Source organism: Pseudomonas sp. PB105 (assembly GCF_009764655.1).
In the GTDB taxonomy this organism is placed as follows: domain Bacteria; phylum Pseudomonadota; class Gammaproteobacteria; order Pseudomonadales; family Pseudomonadaceae; genus Aquipseudomonas; species Aquipseudomonas cyclaminis.
Genome location: NZ_RWIO01000041.1, coordinates 16,988 through 36,550 on the forward strand (window position 1 = coordinate 16,988; position 19,563 = coordinate 36,550).

Sequence of the window (19,563 nt, forward strand, 5' to 3'; positions counted from 1 at the left end):
TGCGAGGAGGTTGCCGGCGGCAATGCCAGAAAAGCGGCAACGGGTTTCCGCGTGGCGCCAGTAAAGCGGCAATGGGGAGTTGCCGCTTTCATCAACTTTGCCGCAGAAACAAATGTGGGAGGGGGTTTGCCCCCTCCCACATTTTTATTTGGCCTGGTAGATGATCCCCGGGCTGCACTGCACCATCTGGAAGTGATCCGGCAGGCCGTTCAGCGCCTCGGAAGCACCGAGGAACAAGTAACCGCCACGCTTGAGGGTGCCGTGGATGCGCAACAGGATGTCTTTCTTCACTTCTGCCGAGAAGTAGATCAGTACGTTGCGGCAGAACACCATGTCGAACTTGCCCAGGCTGGCGTAGCTGTCGAGCAGGTTGAACGAACGGAACTCCACGCGGCTCTTGATCGGCGCCTTGATCGCCCAACGTCCTGCCCCTTTGGGGTCGAAGTAACGTTGCAGGCGCTCCTGGGACAAACCACGGCCCAAGGCCAGGCTGTCGTACTCGCCGGTCTTGCAGTTGGTGAGCATGGTGCCGGACAGGTCAGTGGCAACAATCTGCGCCCCGGCCTTCAACTGGCCCATGTTGGTCCGCTCGAACTCATCGATGGACATCGAGATCGAATACGGTTCCTGCCCCGAAGAGCAGGCCGCCGACCAGATGCGCAAGCGCTGGCCCGGGCTGGCCTTGATGGCCTCCGGCAGCACTTTGCTCTTGAGCACTTCAAAGGGGTAGGTATCACGAAACCACAAGGTTTCGTTGGTGGTCATGGCATCGACCACCATCTCTTTGAGGCCACTGCGCGGCTGCCCCTGGATCCGTTGAACCAACTCGCCCAGGGACTTGATGCCCTGCTGCTCCATCAGTTTATTAAGACGGCTGGATACCAGGTATTGCTTGTTTTCACCGAGCAATATGCCACAGGCTTTTTCCAGGAAGACCCGGAACTGTTCAAAATCCAAATTACCCGTAGACACTGATACCGCCTCTAAAATCGTGTGATCGCCAGGGGAAAAAAGCCCTTAGCTATGATCTGCTGCCTTGATCCGGGCGACTACCCGGGATGCCAGGTCATCAGGACGGAATTTGGCCAGGAAGTCATCGGCACCGACCTTCTTGACCATCGCCTGGTTGAATACGCCCGACAACGAAGTATGCAGGATGATATGCAATTTTTGCATGCGTGGATCGCTGCGTATCTCAGCCGTGAGGGTGTAGCCGTCCATTTCCGGCATCTCGATGTCGGAGATCATCATCAAGAATTCTTCTTCCGGTTTCTTGCCTTCATCTACCAGCTTGCGCAGGTAATCCAGCGCCTGGCGGCCATCATTGAGCGCCACCACTTCCACGCCGACGGTTTGCAGGCAACGGGTCACCTGCTTGCGCGCCACCGAGGAGTCATCCACCGTCAGCACACGCAGCGAGACTGCCTTGTGCGCCGTTTCGGCATCCACCACACCCACGGAAATCGATTCCGAGGTCGGCGCCACTTCGGCGAGGATCTTCTCCACGTCGATGATTTCCACCAATTGGTTATCGACCCGCGTCACTGCCGTGAGGTAGTGGTCGCGGCCGGTGCCCTTGGGCGGCGGATGAATCTCTTCCCAGTTCATGTTGACGATGCGCTCCACCGAGCGCACCAGGAAACCCTGGGTCTTGGTGTTGTACTCGGTGATGATCACGAACGGGTTTTCGCGGTCCTGCAGGCCAGCCGAACCGGTGGCCAGGGCCAGGTCAAGAATCGGGATGGTCGCGCCACGGATGTTGGCCACGCCACACACCACGGGGCTGGACTTGGGCATGATCGTCAGCTTGGGACATTGCAGCACTTCCCGCACCTTGAACACGTTGATGCCATACAGCTGCTTGCCATCCAGGCGAAAAAGCAACAACTCCAGGCGATTCTGCCCTACCAGCTGTGTGCGCTGGTTTACTGAATCCATTACTCCTGCCATGCCCAGACTCCTACGCTAAAACCTTGAAGGTGCGACGCGCACCCAACACTAAACGGCACGAGCTTTGCTATTTATTGGCCATGGATATTAAAACGACAGTTTCCCGACGCCTTCGATTCCCACAGTACCGCAGATTGCTCTGCGCCTTGGTGGCGCTGCTTGCGTTGAGCCTGAACACCACGGCCCGCGCAGATAACGTCACCTTGCCTGATCTACTTATCGGCGTCACTCAGGGCTTTCTTGAGTTCACTGTAGAAGATTATCTGGCAACCACCCAGACACCGGGGCGTTATGAAATCCAGGTCAACCAGTTGGACCCACGGCTGCGCATGCCCATGTGCGACAAGGAATTGACAGCCACCCTGGAAAGCCCCGCCCAGCCCATCGGCCGCGTAACGGTGCGGGTGCGCTGCGACGGCGCCTCGCCCTGGACGGTGTTTGTGCCGGCTCAGGTCAAGCTGTTCCGCGATGTAGTGGTAGTGGCCCGGCCGCTCAAACGCACCGGCATCATCGGTTTTGAGGACGTTGTACTGCGCGAACGCGACATCAGCCTGATCAGCCAGGGCTACCTGACGTCTGTGGACCAGGCCGTCGGGCAAAAATTAACCCGACCAGTGGTCACCGACCAGGTCATCACGCTGGTGCATCTGGAGCAGGCCGAGGTAATTCGCAAGGGCGACCAGGTGGTGATTTCCGCCAGCAGCGGTACGCTGAACGTGAAAATGCCCGGTGAAGCGCTGTCCAATGGCGGCATGAGTGAACAGATTCGCGTCAAGAACCTCAACTCCAACCGCGTGATCAAGGCGCGGGTAACAGCCCCAGGGCAAGTCGAGGTCGCTCTATAGATGACTGGTACAGGACGCCGGGTTTTCCTACACTGTGCAGGAGGTAGCCCATACGCAGATTTATTGTCATTTGCGTCTAAAGTTTATCCGGGTATGGCCGAAAACATGGCAAGCGTCCAAATACCCAGAGGTTTTTTATCATGGTCATCGATTTCAGTCGTTTAAATAACACCCCGGCAACGTCAGGCACTACGCGTACCACCGGCACCAAGGAAAGCGTAGAAGCCAAGGCCCCGCCACTGCCCGCCAAGGCAGAACAGGCCAGCCAGAGCGGGGAATCCGTACACCTGAGCAATGAGGCTCAACAGTTGCAGAAGGTCACTGACTCGCTGCGCGATCAACCGGTGGTCAATAAAGCCCGTGTGGCCGAATTGAAACAGGCAATCGCCGATGGCAGCTATAAAGTCGACAGCAACCGTGTAGCCAGCAAGCTGCTTAATTTCGAAGCCGAGCGCTAGGCAAAGGCCTGCGCAGGGCTTTTGGACGCTTAAAACCCAAGGCCAGCCATGCATCACGACGAACATTTGCTGCAACTGATCATTGATGATCTAGCGCCGACGCAACAATTGCTGGAGCTGCTAAAAGAAGAATCACTGGCCCTTTACGGCCGGGATATGCCGCTGCTGGAAGAAATTCTGGCGCGCAAGCAGTCGTTGATTGTCCTGCTGGAACAGCACGGCAAAAAACGCAGCCAGATCCTGATCAGCCTTGGCTTGCCGGCAGACCACGATGGCCTGGCGCAGTTGGCCAGCCACTCTTCGGTCGGCGATCAGTTACTGAGCCAGAGCAAAGAACTCAATCAAGTGCTCGCCCAGTGCCAGGAAGCCAACCTGCTTAACGGTCAATCGATCCAGCTTCAGCAAGCCACGACCGCCAACCAGTTGCGTATACTCCACGGCGGCGAGCCGCCGGCACTGTATAACGCCCAAGGTTCCACCTCGCGCCTGGTCAAGCCAAGCACCCGCAGCCAAGCCTGACGCCGGTTTACCGTGCGCCCTATCCAAGGCGCGCCACATGCTGGCAAAATGCCGGTTCTTGCGTGTAGTCGTATTTTGTCTGGAGATGGAAGAACCGTGTTCAACGCCCTTAATGCGGAAGATGCCCCGCAGCCACCGAAGGTCCTCACCACGCCTCTGGAAATCGCCGGCACCTTGCGGATGCTGCAAGACAGCCATGACCCGCTGATCATCACCTTCCACGAGCGCAGCCAGCGCTTCCAGAGCTATCTGGTGGACGTCAACCGCGACAGCAACACGCTGGCGCTGGACGAAATGATCCCCCGTGATGGCGAACGCTACCTCGAAAACGGTGAACCCTTTCGTATCGAAGGCTTCCACGACGGCGTGCGCGTCGCCTGGGAAAGCAGCGGCAGCCTGACCATCAGCGAAAAAGATGGCCACCGTATCTACACCGGCAGCCTGCCGGACGAGGTGGTCTACCATCAGCGCCGCAACGCCTTCCGCGCCGCGCTGAAGCTGGCGCAATTGGTGAACATCGAACTCGGCGGCGAAAAACTCAAGGCGCCGGTCAACGGCAAATTGCTGGATATCTCCGCCACCGGCTGCAAACTGCGCTTTGAAGGCGACATCTCCGAGCGGTTGCAACTGGGCCAGGTCTACGACCGCTTTATCGCCGCCCTGCCGTTTGGCAGCATGACGACCTCGGTCGAACTGCGGTACCTGCACTTCGAAGACAAGATCAACACCACCTTCGCCGGTGTGCGCTTCCACAACATGAGCGGCCTGGTGCAGCGTCAGGTCGAGCGCTTTGTATACCAATTGCAACGTGAAGCGCGACGCTTCGACAAGGACGACGATTTTTAATCCTTGAAGATCGCGGCAAAAAAAACGGGCAGATCCTTTGGGGATCTGCCCGTTTTTGCTTTCAGGGGCGCGCCCTGCTCAAATCGTGAGGATGCTCCTCCGGCCCCAGGGGTTCCGGGGGCCCAACAAAGGCGGGCTCGTCCACCGGCGGCTGCGGATCAACTTGCGGCTCGGGGTCGGGGACAGTCTGCATCTGCTCCTGTACCACTTGCTCATCGACGCGCGGGTCAAGCGCGGCCACCAGCGGCGAACTCGACATGCTGTCGGGCATCGCCACGTGATGCAGCGGTGCGTCTTCCACCTGATGCAGGTTGGTCACCGCCTTCGGCCGGATGCGCCATACCAGGATCAACGCACACAGGCTGAAGAAGGCATACAGCATATGACTGCCGAACATCTTCATGATCACACCAGCCAGCAACGGCCCGATACTCGCGCCGACGCCGTAAGTCACCAGCAGCATGGCGGTCAGCGACACCCGACGATCGCCTTCCACATGGTCATTGGAAAACGCCACCGCCAGCGGGTACAGGCAGAACTGCACCAGGGAACACAGGAATCCCGCGACGAACAGCACTTCCAGCGGCACCTGGGTCATGATCGCCAGGGGTAATGCCGCCACCGCCAGGCACAGGGCAAAGCAACGGATCAGCAGCGCACGGTCATAGCGATCCGACAACCAGCCCAACGGCCACTGCACCAGCAGCCCGGCAAAAATGCAGCTACCCATGAACAGACCGACTTGCTCCGTCGTCAGCCCCTGCTGAGATGCATAAAGCGGCGCCAGGCCGTAGAACGAACCAACGATCAGCCCCGCGCCCAACACCGTACTCAGCGACTGCGGCACGCGCTTTATGAAGAAGCGCGGCTCCATCGGCGCCGGATGCAGGGGGGCCGGGTGAATGCGCCGAGTCATGGCCACCGGCACCAGGCACAGGGCAAAGCACAGCGCCACCAACATCAGCAGTTCAAGGCCGAGCTGGGGATGCATGACCAAGATCAGTTGACCCAGCACCAGCCCAAGGTAGGACGCGATCATATAGCCACTGAACACCACGCCCCGCTGCTTGGCATCCGCCTGCTCATTGAGCCAGCTCTCGATGACCATGTACTGGCACATCATGCCCAGGCCGACGATCATCCGCAGCACGATCCACGCCGGCAACCAGTCGACCAGGCCGTGCCCCAATACCGCGGCGCCGACGATCCCGGCGCAAGTGGCATAGGCACGGATGTGCCCGACACGGGCAATCAGGCGGTGCCCGATCTTGCCGCCCAGCACCAGGCCGAAGTAGTTGGCCGCCATCAGCGCACCGACCCACAGGCTGTCGACATGGTCGGCCGCCAGGCGTAAAGCCAGGTAAGTGCTGAGCAGGCCGGAGCCGATCAGCATCATCAAGGAGGCGAAATAAAGGGCTCGAAAAGATTTCCAGATCTGGCGCATCGGCGTTCCGAGCGGCTCCTTGCAGTGAGAGACAGGGCTATCGGCATGATAGTCCTGGGTGGCCGGTTCCGGACAGGCGGTACGAGCTGTTTCCGGGGATTATTTTGCTTGAACAGCTCAGACGACGCGGGGTGGCGTGAGAGGTACACCGTGGCGAAAAATACCCGGCAACACCTGCTGTGAACATTGATCGGCGGCAAGGTTCGATTGATGTTTGAAAAGACCGCACAGGCACAAAAAAGCCCCGCACAGAATAAGCTGTGCGGGGCTTTGAATCTGGTGTCCCAGGGCCGGTTCGAACGGCCAACCTTCCCCTTAGGAGGGGGATGCTCTATCCAATTGAGCTACTGGGACTTATGACAGCCGTCGGGCCAGTGGCGTTGTGACGGACGGCGTGCATGTTAACGGCCGAGGTCGGTTTTGTCATGTCGTCCGTGGGCTTTTTGAGTGTAGGACGAGGTGCGGCCAGATAATTGCCGTTTCGCCCCATAAATACGGGCACTTCGCCCAATCGTGCAAAATGCACTCCCCCAAAATGCCGGCATTGCAAATTGCAACCTCCCGACGCTTAAATCAAGTCTCAAGTCATTGATTATATTGAATTAATAGATTGGCACGAGACCTGCAATACTTCTCCTGCAACACCCCTTTCAACTACGGCGTTAAGCGGAGAACATGACCATGAACAGTGCCCTTCTGTTAGTCCTTAACGCCGTTGCCCTGACGGCACTGGTGACATTTCACTTTCAGTCGACTGGCAGCAACGACCCGGCTCAGATCAGCCAAGCGGTACCACATCACCTGCAACAACGCCCGCAACTGGCAGTCATGACGCCGAATGCCCAACCGCCGGTACGCTTGGCCCAAGCTACCCAGGCCGCCCCAGCCGCTGAACACTGGGTTTTCTGAGGAAACCGCTCATGACCAAATTTGCCTGGCTGTTTGTGTGCATGACCACCGTGACTGGAATCTATGGCTTGGTGGCCGACTCCCAAGACGTTCAACTCACCTCACTGATCGCCAGCGGTGTGTGCGCAAGCCTTCTGCTGCTAAGCCTGGTTATGGGTCGCCGCATCAAATTCGACCCGGTTTTGCGCTGATCCCCTTCCCCTTCGCCCTACCTTATGTCGCCTCGCCCTAGTAAATCGGCAAATTGCCACTAGTCTTAACACAAGGGCAAAAGGCCACTTTGCGATACCATGTGCGGCCTCAAAACCCCGTTGCGGCCCGGCCTGCGGGATGATCGAGTATCTGTCCCCCGCGCAGAAAAGATTTCCAACCAGTCCGCAAAAATACAAATGAGTGCTGGCATAAAGCCTTTAGGCAGTTCAATATTTGTCACAGAATTGACGCCAAGGAACTGGCAAATCTGAGGCATGATGCGGCCTCTTTGCAATTCGGGTTGAACTTTGGTCGTGAGTCTTGTCTTAACTCTCATCGCTTGCGGCCAATTCCAAAAACCGCTCCCCTGAACTAACCGGTTAAATATATGCGCCCATTGAAACAGGCAATTTATTCCAGCCGTACGGCTGACAAGTTCGTCGTACGTCTGCCAGACGGAATGCGGGAACGCATTGCCGAGGTGGCTCGCAATCATCACCGCAGCATGAACTCCGAAATCATCGCGCGCCTGGAACAGAGCCTTATTCAGGAAGGTGCGCTGGGTGACGAGCTAAGCATGCGCCTGGACAGCCCTGAGCTGTCGCTGCACGAACGCGAACTGCTGCAGCGTTTTCGTCAGCTCTCCCACCGCCAGCAAAATGCCCTCGTCTCGCTTATCGCGCACGACGTCGAGGCGGCCGCAGAAGCCAATTGATCTGCAACTGAAAGCCGAAGCCAGCCATGTGCTGGCTTTTTTTTGCCTGGGATTTAGACAGGCTTCGACAGCGTTAGCACGTAGCAGCTGTCGAGCCTTTTCGAGGCGGCATAGCGGACGCATTGACACCCCGCGACCAGCGGGGACGCCAACGCAGGGGAGACAGGTCAGAGCAGGAAAATCGTCGCCAAGCCCAGGAAGATGAAGAAGCCACCACTGTCAGTCATGGCCGTGATCATCACGCTGGCGCCCATGGCCGGGTCACGACCGAGGCGCGCCAGGGTCATGGGGATCAGCACCCCCATCAGCGCGGCCAGCAGCAGGTTGAGCGTCATGGCGGCGGTCATCACCACCCCGAGCGACCAGCTGCCATACAGCAAGTAGGCCACCACACCAATCACGCCGCCCCACACCAGGCCGTTGATCAGGCCCACAGCCAGTTCCTTGCGCAGCAGCCGAGAAGAGTTGGCAGTACTCACCTGATCCAGCGCCATGGCGCGCACGATCATGGTGATGGTCTGGTTGCCGGAGTTACCGCCAATACCCGCCACAATCGGCATCAGCGCCGCCAGCGCCACCAGTTTTTCGATGGAGCCTTCAAATAGCCCGATCACACGGGAAGCGATGAACGCCGTAATCAGGTTAACGGCCAGCCACGCCCAGCGGTTATGCAGCGAACGCCAGACCGACGCAAAAATATCTTCCTCTTCACGCAGACCCGCCATGTTGAGGACTTCGGTTTCACTCTCTTCACGAATCAGGTCGACGATTTCGTCAATGGTCAGACGGCCAATCAGCTTGCCGTTCTTGTCGACCACGGGCGCCGAGATCAAGTCGTAACGCTCGAAGGCCTGAGCCGCGTCGTAGGCGTCTTCATCCGGGTGAAAACTCACGGTATCGCTGGCCATCAGGTCAGCAACCCTTTTTTCCGGATCGTTGACCAGCAGCCGCTTGATCGGCAGCACGCCCTTGAGAATGCCTTCGTAATCGACCACGAACAGTTTGTCTGTGTGGCTAGGCAGCTCTTTCAGGCGGCGCAGGTAACGCAGAACCACTTCCAGGCTGACGTCTTCGCGGATGGTGACCATCTCGAAGTCCATCAGGGCGCCGACCTGATCCTCGTCATAGGACAACGCGGAGCGCACGCGCTCACGCTGCTGGCCATCAAGAGCCTCCATCAGCTCATGGACAACATCACGGGGCAGCTCAGGCGCGAGGTCAGCCAGCTCGTCGGCATCCATCTCCTTGGCCGCAGCCAGGAGCTCGTGATCGTCCATGTCGGCGATCAGGGTTTCACGAACCGAATCGGACACTTCGAGCAGGATGTCGCCGTCGCGGTCAGCCTTGACCAACTGCCAGAGGGTCAGTCGATCATCGAGCGGCAACGCTTCGAGAATGTAGGCAACGTCGGCGGAGTGCAGGTCATCGAGTTTGCGTTGCAACTCGACGAGGTTTTGCCGGTGGACCAGGTTTTCAACGCGGTCGTGGTTCGGACCTTCCTGGCGATGGGTAAGGTCTTCGACCACGCGCTGGCGCTGCAGCAGCTCGATGACTTGAGCCAGGCGATCCTGCAGGCTGTCCTGTGTTTTCTTTACTTCTACTTCGGTCATAGGCGAACTCCACTCCCAGCAGCGGGGCACGCCGGAAGGATCAATCAGTCAATTCATGATTGGTAAAGCGGGGTACTGAGTAACTACTGGGTAAGTCCATGGAGGTATTCCACAAGCCCCGGCGGGGCTGACGGGCGCAATGATACACCGCCCGGCCGTCTTTAACGTCAAAAAACTGGAAAGAACAAGCGCTTGCGAGCCAAAGCTGAGTATTGGCTGCATATAAGAACTGCGACGCCACCGCCTGAACGGAAAACACATGAGGAAGGAGAAAAAGATAAAGTCCGACACAAACGCCAGACGGCAAAAAGCCCGCACTAGGCGGGCTTTTTGTTTGTATGGTGCACTCGACAGGATTCGAACCTGTGACCGCTCGGTTCGTAGCCGAGTACTCTATCCAGCTGAGCTACGAGTGCAGATTGTGTTTTTAGACCAGATCACAACTGGTTGAAGCCAAGTTACCTGCGTTGCTGCAGTTAACTCTTAAATGGTGCACTCGACAGGATTCGAACCTGTGACCGCTCGGTTCGTAGCCGAGTACTCTATCCAGCTGAGCTACGAGTGCATTTGTTGCCGCGCATTATAGGCCGTTCAATCTCTATGTAAAGCTATTTTTTCGTTAATTTTCAACAACTTACCGAAAAAACCAGATTGCAACGTACTAAGCAAATAATGGCGGAGAACGGGGGATTCGAACCCCCGACACCCTTTTGAGGTGTACTCCCTTAGCAGGGGAGCGCCTTCGGCCACTCGGCCAGCTCTCCGCAACACGGGGCGTATATTAACCACGTTCCTCCCCGTTTGCAAACATAAAAAACGATAAAAATTAAAGGCTTGGTTCTTCGTCCTTCTCTTTCTTGATCCGCAGGTAGATTTCCTCGCGGTGGACCGCTACCTCTTTCGGAGCATTAACCCCGATACGTACTTGATTGCCTTTGACGCCGAGCACGGTCACGGTGATTTCGCCATCACCGATAATCAGGCTTTCTGCGCACCGACGAGTCAGAATCAGCATACCTTTCTCCTCACGCATTTCATTTCAGGAACAACAGTCTGCAAAAAAAAGGCGTTCGACCTACGACCCGAGAGTCATAGCCCCAACGGCCTAAGTATTGTCGAGCGCACGCAAAAGACCATGCGCCCTACAAAAAAAGGAAAGGCGCGGTAGACCGCGCCTTCCTGGCATTACTTCATTCGCCCTGGCGGGCCGGAGCGTCCAGCTCGAACGCGGTATGCAGCGCACGTACAGCCAGTTCCAGGTACTTCTCTTCGATCACTACCGAGACTTTGATTTCCGAGGTAGAGATCATCTGGATGTTGATGCTTTCCTTGGCCAGAGCCCCAAACATGCGGCTGGCAACGCCGGCATGGGAACGCATGCCCACACCCACGATCGACACCTTGGCAATCTTGGTATCGCCGACCACTTCACGGGCGCCAATCTCGCTCGCGGTGTTCTCCAGGATTTTCAATGCCGCATCGTACTCGTTGCGGTGCACGGTGAAGGTGAAATCGGTGGTGTTATCGTGCGAGACGTTCTGCACGATCATGTCGACTTCAACATTCGCATCGCTGATCGGACCCAGGATCTTGAAAGCCACGCCCGGGGTGTCTGGCACGCCACGGATCGTCAGCTTGGCTTCATCACGGTTGAAAGCGATACCGGAAATGATCGGCTGTTCCATGGATTCCTCTTCATCAATAGTAATGAGGGTGCCCGGACCCTCTTTGAAGCTGTGCAATACGCGCAGCGGAACGTTGTACTTGCCGGCGAATTCCACCGCACGGATCTGCAACACCTTGGAACCGAGGCTGGCCATTTCCAGCATCTCTTCGAAGGTGATCTTGTCCAGGCGCTGGGCCACGGACACGACACGCGGATCGGTAGTGTAGACGCCGTCCACATCTGTGTAGATCTGGCATTCATCAGCCTTGAGGGCCGCTGCCAGGGCCACGCCGGTGGTGTCCGAACCGCCACGCCCCAGGGTCGTGATGTTGCCGTGCTCATCCACACCCTGGAACCCAGCTACAACTACCACGCGGCCGGCTTTCAGGTCGGTGCGAATTTTCTGATCATCGATCTGCAGAATGCGCGCCTTGGTGTGCGCGCTGTCAGTGAGAATGCGCACCTGGCTGCCCGTGTAGGACACCGCTGGCACGCCACGCTTGTTCAGGGCCATGGCCAGCAAGGCGATGGTCACCTGCTCACCGGTCGACACGATCACGTCCAGCTCACGCGGCAGCGGTTGCTGGTCGCCACTGATTGCCTTGGCCAGCTCGATCAGGCGATTGGTCTCGCCGCTCATGGCCGATAGCACCACCACCAGGTCGTCACCGGCATCGCGGAATTTCTTAACCTTGTCGGCCACCTGCTCGATTCTTTCGACAGAGCCGACCGAGGTGCCTCCAAATTTCTGTACGATCAAAGCCATTTCCAAGCCGCCTCAGCCCGTAAAGGGGCGCCTAAATATCCAATCAACCAGCACCGAACAAGCCCGCGACTAGACCACGGGCCGGTTAACAATGCCTTAAATACCTGCCTCGACAAACGGCACGGTCAAGGCCAGGGCCGCGTCCAGGGCACCGGCGTCTACACCACCGCCTTGTGCCATGTCCGGACGACCACCGCCCTTCCCGCCCACTGCCGCAGCGGCTTGCTTCATCAAATCACCGGCCTTGAGTTGGCCAGTCAGGTCTTTGGTTACACCAGCAACCAGAACGACCTTATCCTCATGGACACTGCCGAGCAGGATCACTGCGCGGCCGAGCTTGTTCTTCAACTGATCGACCAGCGCCAACAGCGCCTTGCCGTCCTGGCCATCCAGGCGTGCCGCCAGGACTTTCACGTCCTTGACGTCCACCGCAGAAGCCGACAGATCGTCGCCCGCCGCACTGGCGGCCTTGGCCTGCAACTGCTCCAGCTGTTTTTCCAGCGCACGGTTGCGCTCCAGCACGGCGGACAGTTTGTCGATCAGGTTGTCGCGGCTGCCCTTGACCAGGCTGGCCGCTTCCTTGAGTTGCTCTTCGGCCGCATTGAGGTAGGCCAGGGCCGCAGCACCGGTCACCGCTTCAATACGACGTACGCCCGACGCCACACCGCCTTCGCTGATGATTTTCAGCAGGCCGATGTCGCCGGTGCGGTTGGCGTGGATACCGCCACACAGTTCCACCGAGAAGTCGCCGCCCATGCTCAGTACACGCACGTTGTCGCCGTACTTCTCGCCGAACAGCGCCATGGCGCCTTTGGCCTTGGCGGTCTCGATGTCGGTTTCCTCGGTCTCAACCGGCGTGTTCTTGCGCACTTGTGCGTTGACGATGTCTTCCAGGGCCTTGATCTGCTCTGGCTTGATCGCTTCGAAGTGGCTGAAGTCGAAACGCAAGCGCTGGCTATCGACCAACGAACCCTTTTGCTGGACGTGCTCGCCCAGCACCTGGCGCAATGCAGCGTGCAACAGGTGAGTGGCCGAGTGGTTCAAGGCAGTTGCATGCCGTACGTCGGCATCAACCTGGGTATCAACCGGTGCGCCGACCGTCAGGTTGCCCAGCACCAATACGCCGTGGTGCAGGAACGCACCGCCGGTCTTGGTCGTGTCACGCACTTCGAAACGACCCGACGTCGAGCTCAGGAACCCACAGTCACCAATCTGGCCGCCCGACTCGGCGTAAAACGGCGTCTGGTCCAGGACCACAACCGCCTCGTCGCCTTCATTCAGAACGTCGACCGACTTGCCATCTTTATAGAGGGCAACGATCTTGGCCGAGCCAACGGTCGCCTTGTAGCCGGTGAATTCGGTCGGCACATCAACCTTGACCAGGGTGTTGTAGTCCAGGCCAAAGGAGCTGGCGGAACGAGCACGTACGCGCTGGGCTTCCATTTCACGTTCAAAGCCGGCTTCATCGATAGTCAGCTCGCGCTCACGGGCGATGTCGGCAGTCAGGTCCATCGGGAAGCCATAGGTGTCATAGAGCTTGAACACCACATCGCCCGGCACCACGGTGCCTTTGAGCTCAGCCAGGTCCTGCTCCAGAATCTTCAGGCCGTGTTCCAGGGTCTTGGAGAATTGCTCCTCTTCGGCCTTGAGCACGCGCTCGATATTGGCTTGCTGCTGCTTGAGTTCCGGGAAGGCTTCGCCCATCTCGGCCACCAGCGCGGCAACGATCTTGTAGAAGAAGCTGCCGGTGGCGCCCAGCTTGTTACCGTGGCGGCAGGCCCGACGGATGATGCGACGCAGCACGTAGCCCCGGCCTTCGTTGGACGGCAGCACGCCATCGGCAATCAGGAAGCCGCAGGAACGAATGTGGTCCGACACAACCTTGAGCGAAGACTGGCTCTCATTGGCGCAACCAATGGCTGCCGCCGAGGCACTCAGCAGGTTGGTGAACAGGTCGATTTCGTAGTTGGAGTGAACGTGCTGCATCACCGCACTGATCCGCTCCAGGCCCATGCCGGTGTCCACCGACGGCGCCGGCAGCGGATGCAACACGCCATCGGCGGTGCGGTTGAACTGCATGAACACGTTGTTCCAGATCTCGATGTAACGGTCGCCGTCTTCTTCCGGCGAGCCCGGCGGGCCACCCCAGATGTCGGCGCCGTGATCGTAGAAAATCTCGGTGCAAGGGCCGCACGGGCCGGTATCGCCCATGGTCCAGAAGTTGTCGGAGGCGTACGGCGCGCCCTTGTTGTCGCCGATGCGGATCATGCGCTCGGCCGGCACGCCGATTTGCTGGGTCCAGATGTCATACGCTTCGTCGTCCGTCGCGTAGACGGTGACCCAGAGTTTTTCCTTGGGCAGCTTCAGCACGCCGGTGAGGAAGGTCCAGGCGAAGGTAATCGCGTCTTTCTTGAAATAGTCGCCAAAGCTGAAGTTGCCCAGCATTTCGAAGAACGTGTGGTGGCGTGCGGTGTAACCGACGTTTTCCAGGTCGCTGTTCTTGCCGCCGGCGCGTACGCACTTCTGGCTGCTGGTGGCGCGGGTGTAGGCGCGCTTTTCCTGGCCCAGGAAGCAGTCCTTGAACTGGTTCATCCCCGCGTTGGTGAACAGCAGGGTGGGGTCATTGCCAGGGATCAGAGAGCTGGAGGCGACACGGGTGTGACCTTGCTCTTCGAAGAAGCGAAGGAAGGCTTCACGGATTTCTGCGCTTTTCATTAGGTTCTTCCACGGAGGCTGCGGCCAAAGGCCAGTGCGCAACATCATCAGACGGAGCGACGGCAAAAGGCCGCATTATATCGGCCCTTTGCCGGTGGTACAGCGTGTTTATGCGATAGAGAGGCTCAATTAGACGGCCTGCACGGTCATTTGCGCGAAAATTCGACGAATGCCCCAAGCACCTGCTCGATCTGCGCCCGGCTGACATCCAGATGCGTGACCATACGCAGGCGCGGCGCGGCGCTCAACTTGATCCCGCGCTCGGCGGCAAAGGCCTTCAAGGCCTGGGCCTGATCGCCGATCTGCACGTAGACCATGTTGGTCTGCACAGGCTCCACCTCATACCCTGCTTTGCGCAGTTCATCGCCCAGCCACTGGGCGTTGGCGTGGTCGTCGGCCAGGCGCTGCACCTGGTGATCCAGGGCGTAAAGCCCCGCTGCTGCCAGGGAGCCGGCCTGGCGCATACCGCCGCCGACCATCTTGCGCAGCCGCCGGGCCTTGGCGATCAACGCCGTGGAGCCGCACAGCACTGAGCCGATGGGCGCACCGAGGCCCTTGGACAGGCACACCGACACCGAATCGAAATGTTGGGCGATCTCCCGCGCATCCACCCCAAGCTTGACCGCCGCGTTGTAGAGGCGCGCGCCATCCAGATGCAGGGCCAGGCCATGTTCACGGGTAAACGCCCGCGCCTTGACCAGGTATTCCAAGGGCAGCACTTTGCCCTGCATGGTGTTTTCCAGGGCCAGCAAGCGGGTGCGGGCGAAGTGGAAATCGTCCGGTTTGATTGCTTCCAGTACGTGGTGCAAATCCAGGGAACCATCCGCCTGCACTTCCAGCGGTTGCGGTTGGATCGACCCCAACACCGCTGCGCCACCGCCTTCGTATTTGTAGGTGTGGGCCTGTTGACCAACGATGTATTCCTCGCCGCGTTCGCAATGGGCCATCAACGCCAGCAGGTTGCTCATGGTGCCGGTGGGCACGAACAACGCGGCCGCAAACCCCAGGCGCTTGGCCAGTTCGGCTTCCAGCAGATTGACGCTGGGGTCTTCTCCGTAGACGTCATCACCGCTGACGGCGGTGGCCATGGCGTCGAGCATGCCGGGGGTGGGTTGGGTCACGGTGTCGCTGCGCAGGTCAATCACAGTCATGAAACAGGCCTCTAACAGATTGGATACGTCCTTTTGTCAGTGATTACTGCGGGCAACGCCACGGAATATCAAGCCCCGTTTACATTCAATCGAATACCAACCAAACAAACCGATATAGGCTATCGATACGACGCTCGTGCAGTTTTTGAAAAAGCATGTTAAAAACTCTCCGCCGCCAGGGTTCTGGTGGCAACGTTCTCAGGGCGGGGTGCAATTCCCCACCGGCGGTAATTACACGCAATGTGTATAGCCCGCGAGCGCTTGGCGCCTCGAACTGCTCACGCGGGACGGCGACAAGGTCAGCAGACCCGGTGTGATTCCGGGGCCGACGGTCATAGTCCGGATGAAGAGAGAACGGGATTGGCACCTAAGGGCCGCGCGTCTGTTGACGCATGCGTACCCTTAAATCCCATTCGATTCATAACGCCCTGTTTTTTTCTTAAACAGGAGTCAGAACATGCAACCCACCGCTATCGACAGCAAAAGCAAAAACCACCACGGCGAGCGCGTCGCGTTTATCCAGGCCTGCTGGCACAAGGATATCGTCGATCAATCCCGTAAAGGCTTCCTCGCCGAAATGATCGCCCAGGGCTACCAGGAATCGGATATCGATTTCTTCGAAGTCGGCGGCGCCTTTGAAATGCCCCTGCACGCCAAGCTGCTGGCCAAGACCGGCCGCTACGCCGGTATCGTTGCCGCCGCGTTGGTGGTGGACGGTGGCATCTACCGTCACGAGTTCGTCGCCCAATCGGTGGTCAGCGGCCTGATGCAGGTGCAGCTGGAAACTGAAGTGCCAGTGTTTTCGGTATCGCTGACGCCGCATCACTTCCATGCGGGTAGCGAGCATCATGCGTTCTTCCATGATCACTTTGTGCACAAGGGCCAGGAAGCTGCGAAGACTTGCGCCGACACCCTGCACAAGGTGCGGGCGATCCGTCGTAGCGAGCCACGTGCAGTAGCGGTCTAGGCAACACTGCAAAACAAAATGTGGGAGGGGGTTTGCTCCCGATAGCAGTGTGTCAGCCAGCTCATCTGTAGCTGGGACACCGCCATCGGGGGCAAGCCCCCTCCCACATTTGCATCTCACCAGACCTCAGGAACTAGGCCAATCCGGCCTCTGTGGTCGGCACAATCAAGATCCCTGCCCGCAAGCCATTCTTGACCTTCGGGTTGGGGAAGATGATGCGTGCGCCCTCCTCCTCGATCACCCAACGCGTCTTGGCCACGTCTTCGGCCAGCAGATAACCCTTGTCCAACTCCGAAAAGTTCTCCACGTCCGCCGGCAAGTGCAGCAGGAAAGCATCGCTGTGCTTGATGACTTCCCGCGAGACGGCGAATAGCTTCAACCCGTCCAGACTGTCAGTCTCAGGCTCGGTGCCTTCAATGATGTGCTTGAGCCGCAGCTCCAGGCGCGAAACATTGACCCCCTGGTTCTGCCCGAATGGCCGTGCCTTGCCCAGTTCCAGGGTGAAGGCCTCGGCGTCCAGCTGTTCGTAGGTAAACGCCGTGAAAGTGATCGACGTCTTGTTCTGCAGCAGCACCGCTTCCATGCCGGCAGCGTTCAGACGCGCCAGCTCATGACGCGAATGCTGGCGCCCGTCCTTCCAGGGGTACAGCGCGAACTGCTCGATCTTCGAACCACGGATGGCGGTGTGCAAATCGTAATGCAGGCGCGAACGGCCGGGCTGGCTGAAGAAGCTGCGGGCCAATTGCTCAAGCTCGGCGGCGCGCATGGCTTCGGGGCCGATGTTTTTTTCATGTCGGCCGTTGAACAGCCGGTTGACGTCCAGTTCAAGGTAACGCTCACCGCGGCGCATGGCCTCGGGGTTACCGAACAGGAACAGAATGCGGGTACGGGGTTTGATCTCCCCACGGGCAATACCATGCAACAAGCGGTCGAGCAGTTCGATCGGCGCGGTTTCGTTGCCATGGATACCGGACGACAGCAGCAGGTCGCCGCCGTTGTCCCGTGCTTCAGGCGGACGCACTTCCAGCGCGCCCTCGCTGAGCCAGCGCATCTGCACGCCGTCGACAGTCGATTGAATTTTTTGCGCCGGTTCACGACCGGCGAGGGTCAGTTCAAGCAATTTGCCGAGGGCGAGCATACGCAGCTTCCTTAGTGGTTGCAGCCTGGGCCGTGAACGTGATCGTCGTCATCACCTTCAACGTCGGCCGGTTCCATTTCCAGTTGCAGGCTCATCAGGTTGGTGGCCAATGGGCGCATCAGCAGGTTGGCGTATTCGGCGTCGCCTTCTTCAACGTCCACACCGATCAGCAGTTGGCCACGGCCGTCGTGCTGGATCCAGATTTCCTTGCCCTGCCAGACCACGGCGACGCGGGTGCAGGAGGTTTCCAGCTGGGTGCCGTCGGTGTCTTCAAGGATCAGCTTCAGGGTGTCGGTCATAAATAAAATATCTCAGCCACGTGGCGTTAATTGATCTGGAAAGGATAAACCGAGCCCAGTTTAAGGATTTGCGTCAGTTCATCCAGTGCCGTCCGGCACTCAAGCAGCAACTGCGGGTCAGCCAGGTCGGTTTCGCGCAGGCTGTCACGGTAGTGCTTGCCCACCCATTGGGTCAGGGTTTCGTACAACGGCGCGGTCATGATAACCCCTGGGTTCACGGCCGCCAGCTCGGTTTCGTTCAACGCCACGCGCAAGCGCAGGCACGCCGGGCCACCGCCGTTCTGCATGCTTTGCTTGAGGTCGAAGACCTTCACTTCGCGGATCAGCCCACCGGCGGCAGTCAGGCCTTGCAGGTACTGCCACACACGCTCGTTGGCACGGCATTCTTCCGGCACGATCAGCAGCATCGAGCCGTCAGGACGGGTCAGCAACTGGCTGTTGAACAGGTAGGAACGCACCGCATCCTCGACGCTGACCTGGGCGCGTGGCACGCACACCGACTGGAAGTTGCCCCCCAGTTTGCCTAGCTTTCCTTGCAGTTCGGCGAGCATCTGTTCGGTATTGAGGAACGCGTCCTCGTGATAGAACAGCACTTCGCCATTGCCGACCGCGATCACGTCATTGTGGAACACACCGGCGTCAATCACTGCCGGGTTCTGCTGGGCGTAGACCACGCCTTCATCCTTCAGGCCATGCAGGCGCGCAACGGCCTGGGAGGCTTCAAGGGTCTGGCGTGCCGGGTATTTCTGCGGGGCCGGGTAACGGGGATCGAACGCGCTGCGGCCGAACACAAAAAACTCGACGCCGGCCTCGCCATACTCACGGCAAAAACGTGTGTGGTTGGCCGCGCCTTCGTCACCGAACTGCGCCACGGCCGGCAACGCGGCGTGGTGGGCAAAGTGCTTGCTGTCAGCAAACATCGCCCCCAACACGCGGCTGGTGGTCGGGTGTTCGATGCTGCGATGGTATTTGCAGTTGAGGTTGGCGGCGGTGAAGTGCACGCGGCCATCTGCCGTGTCGGCGCTTGGGCTGACGGTGGCGGCGTTGGCCACCCACATGCTCGATGCCGAGCAGCTTGCCACCAGCAACGGCATGGCCTGCTTGGCCGCCTGCTGGATCACCTGCGCATCGGTGCCGCTGAAACCCAAGCTGCGCAAAGCGGCCACGTCTGGACGCTCCTGGGGCGCCAGCACACCTTGCACAAAGCCCATGTCCATCAGGGCTTTCATTTTTTGCAGGCCCTGCAACGCCGCTTCCTTGGGGTTGGAATGCTGCTGGCTGTTGCTCTGGGACGCGACGTTGCCGAAGGACAAACCGCCGTAGTTATGGGTCGGCCCCACTAGACCGTCAAAATTGACTTCATAGGATTTCAT

19 protein-coding genes, 4 tRNA genes and 1 riboswitch are annotated in these 19,563 nt (G+C 58.9%); of the genes, 8 read left to right on the forward strand and 15 right to left on the reverse strand.

Annotated features, from left to right (window positions below):
* Positions 1–144 precede the first annotated feature (144 nt).
* Both cheR and EJD88_RS10445 read right to left on the reverse strand, forming a co-directional pair.
* Positions 145–972, reverse strand: coding sequence for a protein-glutamate O-methyltransferase CheR (gene cheR / locus EJD88_RS10440; protein WP_032886774.1), 828 nt, complete (start codon positions 970–972; stop codon positions 145–147).
* Positions 973–1,017: 45 nt separating this feature from the next.
* Entirely contained in the window at positions 1,018–1,950 is a 933-nt protein-coding gene (locus EJD88_RS10445; protein WP_099587191.1) for a chemotaxis protein CheV, read from the reverse strand.
* A gap of 80 nt (positions 1,951–2,030) precedes the next feature.
* On the opposite strand from EJD88_RS10445, the gene flgA reads away from it, so the two are divergent.
* From flgA to EJD88_RS10465, 4 genes are all read left to right on the forward strand, one after another.
* Entirely contained in the window at positions 2,031–2,795 is a 765-nt protein-coding gene (flgA, locus tag EJD88_RS10450; protein WP_099587192.1) for a flagellar basal body P-ring formation chaperone FlgA, read from the forward strand.
* Between the two features lie 140 nt (positions 2,796–2,935).
* Positions 2,936–3,253: a flagellar biosynthesis anti-sigma factor FlgM gene (gene flgM / locus EJD88_RS10455; RefSeq protein ID WP_099587193.1), complete on the forward strand. Its 318-nt coding sequence runs from the start codon at positions 2,936–2,938 to the stop codon at positions 3,251–3,253.
* A 48-nt stretch (positions 3,254–3,301) separates the two neighbouring features.
* Positions 3,302–3,772 (forward strand): flagella synthesis protein FlgN, encoded by a 471-nt coding sequence (locus EJD88_RS10460; RefSeq protein WP_099587194.1) that lies wholly within the window; start codon positions 3,302–3,304, stop codon positions 3,770–3,772.
* Positions 3,773–3,868: 96 nt separating this feature from the next.
* Positions 3,869–4,618, forward strand: coding sequence for a flagellar brake protein (locus tag EJD88_RS10465; RefSeq protein WP_158877906.1), 750 nt, complete (start codon positions 3,869–3,871; stop codon positions 4,616–4,618).
* Positions 4,619–4,679: 61 nt separating this feature from the next.
* Here the strand turns inward: EJD88_RS10465 and EJD88_RS10470 are convergent, their stop codons facing one another.
* Both EJD88_RS10470 and EJD88_RS10475 read right to left on the reverse strand, forming a co-directional pair.
* Entirely contained in the window at positions 4,680–6,062 is a 1,383-nt protein-coding gene (locus tag EJD88_RS10470; protein WP_112196513.1) for an MFS transporter, read from the reverse strand.
* A gap of 277 nt (positions 6,063–6,339) precedes the next feature.
* Positions 6,340–6,416 (reverse strand) — tRNA-Arg (locus EJD88_RS10475).
* Between the two features lie 327 nt (positions 6,417–6,743).
* Between EJD88_RS10475 and EJD88_RS10480 the strand changes: the two genes are divergently transcribed.
* The 3 genes from EJD88_RS10480 to EJD88_RS10490 all read left to right on the forward strand — a co-directional run bounded on the left by EJD88_RS10480 (position 6,744) and on the right by EJD88_RS10490 (position 7,878).
* Positions 6,744–6,971 carry a hypothetical protein gene (locus EJD88_RS10480; protein WP_099587217.1) on the forward strand — a complete coding sequence of 76 codons (228 nt, stop codon included), beginning with the start codon at positions 6,744–6,746 and terminating at the stop codon, positions 6,969–6,971.
* A gap of 11 nt (positions 6,972–6,982) precedes the next feature.
* The gene (locus EJD88_RS10485; protein WP_099587197.1) at positions 6,983–7,162 is read left to right on the forward strand and encodes a PA3371 family protein; all 180 of its coding nucleotides are present in this window, start codon (positions 6,983–6,985) and stop codon (positions 7,160–7,162) included.
* Positions 7,163–7,551: 389 nt separating this feature from the next.
* Positions 7,552–7,878 carry an Arc family DNA-binding protein gene (locus EJD88_RS10490; protein WP_003175643.1) on the forward strand — a complete coding sequence of 109 codons (327 nt, stop codon included), beginning with the start codon at positions 7,552–7,554 and terminating at the stop codon, positions 7,876–7,878.
* A gap of 167 nt (positions 7,879–8,045) precedes the next feature.
* Here the strand turns inward: EJD88_RS10490 and mgtE are convergent, their stop codons facing one another.
* The 8 genes from mgtE to ltaE form a co-directional block, all read right to left on the reverse strand.
* Complete coding sequence (gene mgtE / locus EJD88_RS10495) at positions 8,046–9,488, reverse strand: magnesium transporter (protein WP_099587199.1); 1,443 nt, start codon at positions 9,486–9,488, stop codon at positions 8,046–8,048.
* 339 nt (positions 9,489–9,827) lie between these two features.
* Positions 9,828–9,904: transfer RNA gene (locus EJD88_RS10500), tRNA-Arg, on the reverse strand.
* 72 nt (positions 9,905–9,976) lie between these two features.
* Positions 9,977–10,053, reverse strand: a tRNA-Arg gene (locus tag EJD88_RS10505).
* A gap of 108 nt (positions 10,054–10,161) precedes the next feature.
* Positions 10,162–10,252, reverse strand: a tRNA-Ser gene (locus EJD88_RS10510).
* A gap of 62 nt (positions 10,253–10,314) precedes the next feature.
* Complete coding sequence (gene csrA / locus EJD88_RS10515; RefSeq protein ID WP_003175645.1) at positions 10,315–10,503, reverse strand: carbon storage regulator CsrA; 189 nt, start codon at positions 10,501–10,503, stop codon at positions 10,315–10,317.
* A gap of 175 nt (positions 10,504–10,678) precedes the next feature.
* Positions 10,679–11,920: an aspartate kinase gene (locus EJD88_RS10520; protein WP_090400445.1), complete on the reverse strand. Its 1,242-nt coding sequence runs from the start codon at positions 11,918–11,920 to the stop codon at positions 10,679–10,681.
* 96 nt (positions 11,921–12,016) lie between these two features.
* Positions 12,017–14,635, reverse strand: a complete 2,619-nt coding sequence (alaS, locus tag EJD88_RS10525) for an alanine--tRNA ligase (protein WP_099587200.1) — start codon at positions 14,633–14,635, stop codon at positions 12,017–12,019.
* A 146-nt stretch (positions 14,636–14,781) separates the two neighbouring features.
* A complete protein-coding gene (ltaE, locus tag EJD88_RS10530; protein ID WP_112196516.1) occupies positions 14,782–15,786 on the reverse strand; it encodes a low-specificity L-threonine aldolase in 1,005 nt (334 codons plus the stop codon).
* Between the two features lie 190 nt (positions 15,787–15,976).
* Positions 15,977–16,146: riboswitch (FMN riboswitch) on the forward strand.
* Positions 16,147–16,243: 97 nt separating this feature from the next.
* Between ltaE and EJD88_RS10535 the strand changes: the two genes are divergently transcribed.
* Positions 16,244–16,753 (forward strand): 6,7-dimethyl-8-ribityllumazine synthase, encoded by a 510-nt coding sequence (locus tag EJD88_RS10535; protein ID WP_101272595.1) that lies wholly within the window; start codon positions 16,244–16,246, stop codon positions 16,751–16,753.
* 133 nt (positions 16,754–16,886) lie between these two features.
* On the opposite strand, the gene astE is transcribed toward EJD88_RS10535, so the two are convergent.
* From astE to astB, 3 genes are read right to left on the reverse strand one after another with little or no spacing between them, the layout of a single operon-like run.
* On the reverse strand, positions 16,887–17,891 hold the full coding sequence (gene astE, locus EJD88_RS10540) for a succinylglutamate desuccinylase (RefSeq protein WP_158877907.1): 1,005 nt from the start codon (positions 17,889–17,891) through the stop codon (positions 16,887–16,889).
* Positions 17,892–17,902: 11 nt separating this feature from the next.
* Positions 17,903–18,190 (reverse strand): hypothetical protein, encoded by a 288-nt coding sequence (locus EJD88_RS10545; protein WP_003175651.1) that lies wholly within the window; start codon positions 18,188–18,190, stop codon positions 17,903–17,905.
* Positions 18,191–18,216: 26 nt separating this feature from the next.
* The gene (gene astB, locus EJD88_RS10550) at positions 18,217–19,563 is read right to left on the reverse strand and encodes an N-succinylarginine dihydrolase (protein ID WP_158877908.1); all 1,347 of its coding nucleotides are present in this window, start codon (positions 19,561–19,563) and stop codon (positions 18,217–18,219) included.

Coding starts and splice junctions, on each gene's coding strand:
- EJD88_RS10445 (WP_099587191.1), bottom strand. CDS start 1,950: ATGGCAGGAGTAATGGATTCAGTAAACCAGCGCACACAGCTGGTAGGG.
- flgA (WP_099587192.1), top strand. CDS start 2,031: ATGGATATTAAAACGACAGTTTCCCGACGCCTTCGATTCCCACAGTAC.
- flgM (WP_099587193.1), top strand. CDS start 2,936: ATGGTCATCGATTTCAGTCGTTTAAATAACACCCCGGCAACGTCAGGC.
- EJD88_RS10460 (WP_099587194.1), top strand. CDS start 3,302: ATGCATCACGACGAACATTTGCTGCAACTGATCATTGATGATCTAGCG.
- EJD88_RS10470 (WP_112196513.1), bottom strand. CDS start 6,062: ATGCGCCAGATCTGGAAATCTTTTCGAGCCCTTTATTTCGCCTCCTTG.
- EJD88_RS10480 (WP_099587217.1), top strand. CDS start 6,744: ATGAACAGTGCCCTTCTGTTAGTCCTTAACGCCGTTGCCCTGACGGCA.
- EJD88_RS10485 (WP_099587197.1), top strand. CDS start 6,983: ATGACCAAATTTGCCTGGCTGTTTGTGTGCATGACCACCGTGACTGGA.
- EJD88_RS10490 (WP_003175643.1), top strand. CDS start 7,552: ATGCGCCCATTGAAACAGGCAATTTATTCCAGCCGTACGGCTGACAAG.
- mgtE (WP_099587199.1), bottom strand. CDS start 9,488: ATGACCGAAGTAGAAGTAAAGAAAACACAGGACAGCCTGCAGGATCGC.
- csrA (WP_003175645.1), bottom strand. CDS start 10,503: ATGCTGATTCTGACTCGTCGGTGCGCAGAAAGCCTGATTATCGGTGAT.
- EJD88_RS10520 (WP_090400445.1), bottom strand. CDS start 11,920: ATGGCTTTGATCGTACAGAAATTTGGAGGCACCTCGGTCGGCTCTGTC.
- alaS (WP_099587200.1), bottom strand. CDS start 14,635: ATGAAAAGCGCAGAAATCCGTGAAGCCTTCCTTCGCTTCTTCGAAGAG.
- ltaE (WP_112196516.1), bottom strand. CDS start 15,786: ATGACTGTGATTGACCTGCGCAGCGACACCGTGACCCAACCCACCCCC.
- EJD88_RS10535 (WP_101272595.1), top strand. CDS start 16,244: ATGCAACCCACCGCTATCGACAGCAAAAGCAAAAACCACCACGGCGAG.
- astE (WP_158877907.1), bottom strand. CDS start 17,891: ATGCTCGCCCTCGGCAAATTGCTTGAACTGACCCTCGCCGGTCGTGAA.
- EJD88_RS10545 (WP_003175651.1), bottom strand. CDS start 18,190: ATGACCGACACCCTGAAGCTGATCCTTGAAGACACCGACGGCACCCAG.
- astB (WP_158877908.1), bottom strand. CDS start 19,563: ATGAAATCCTATGAAGTCAATTTTGACGGTCTAGTGGGGCCGACCCAT.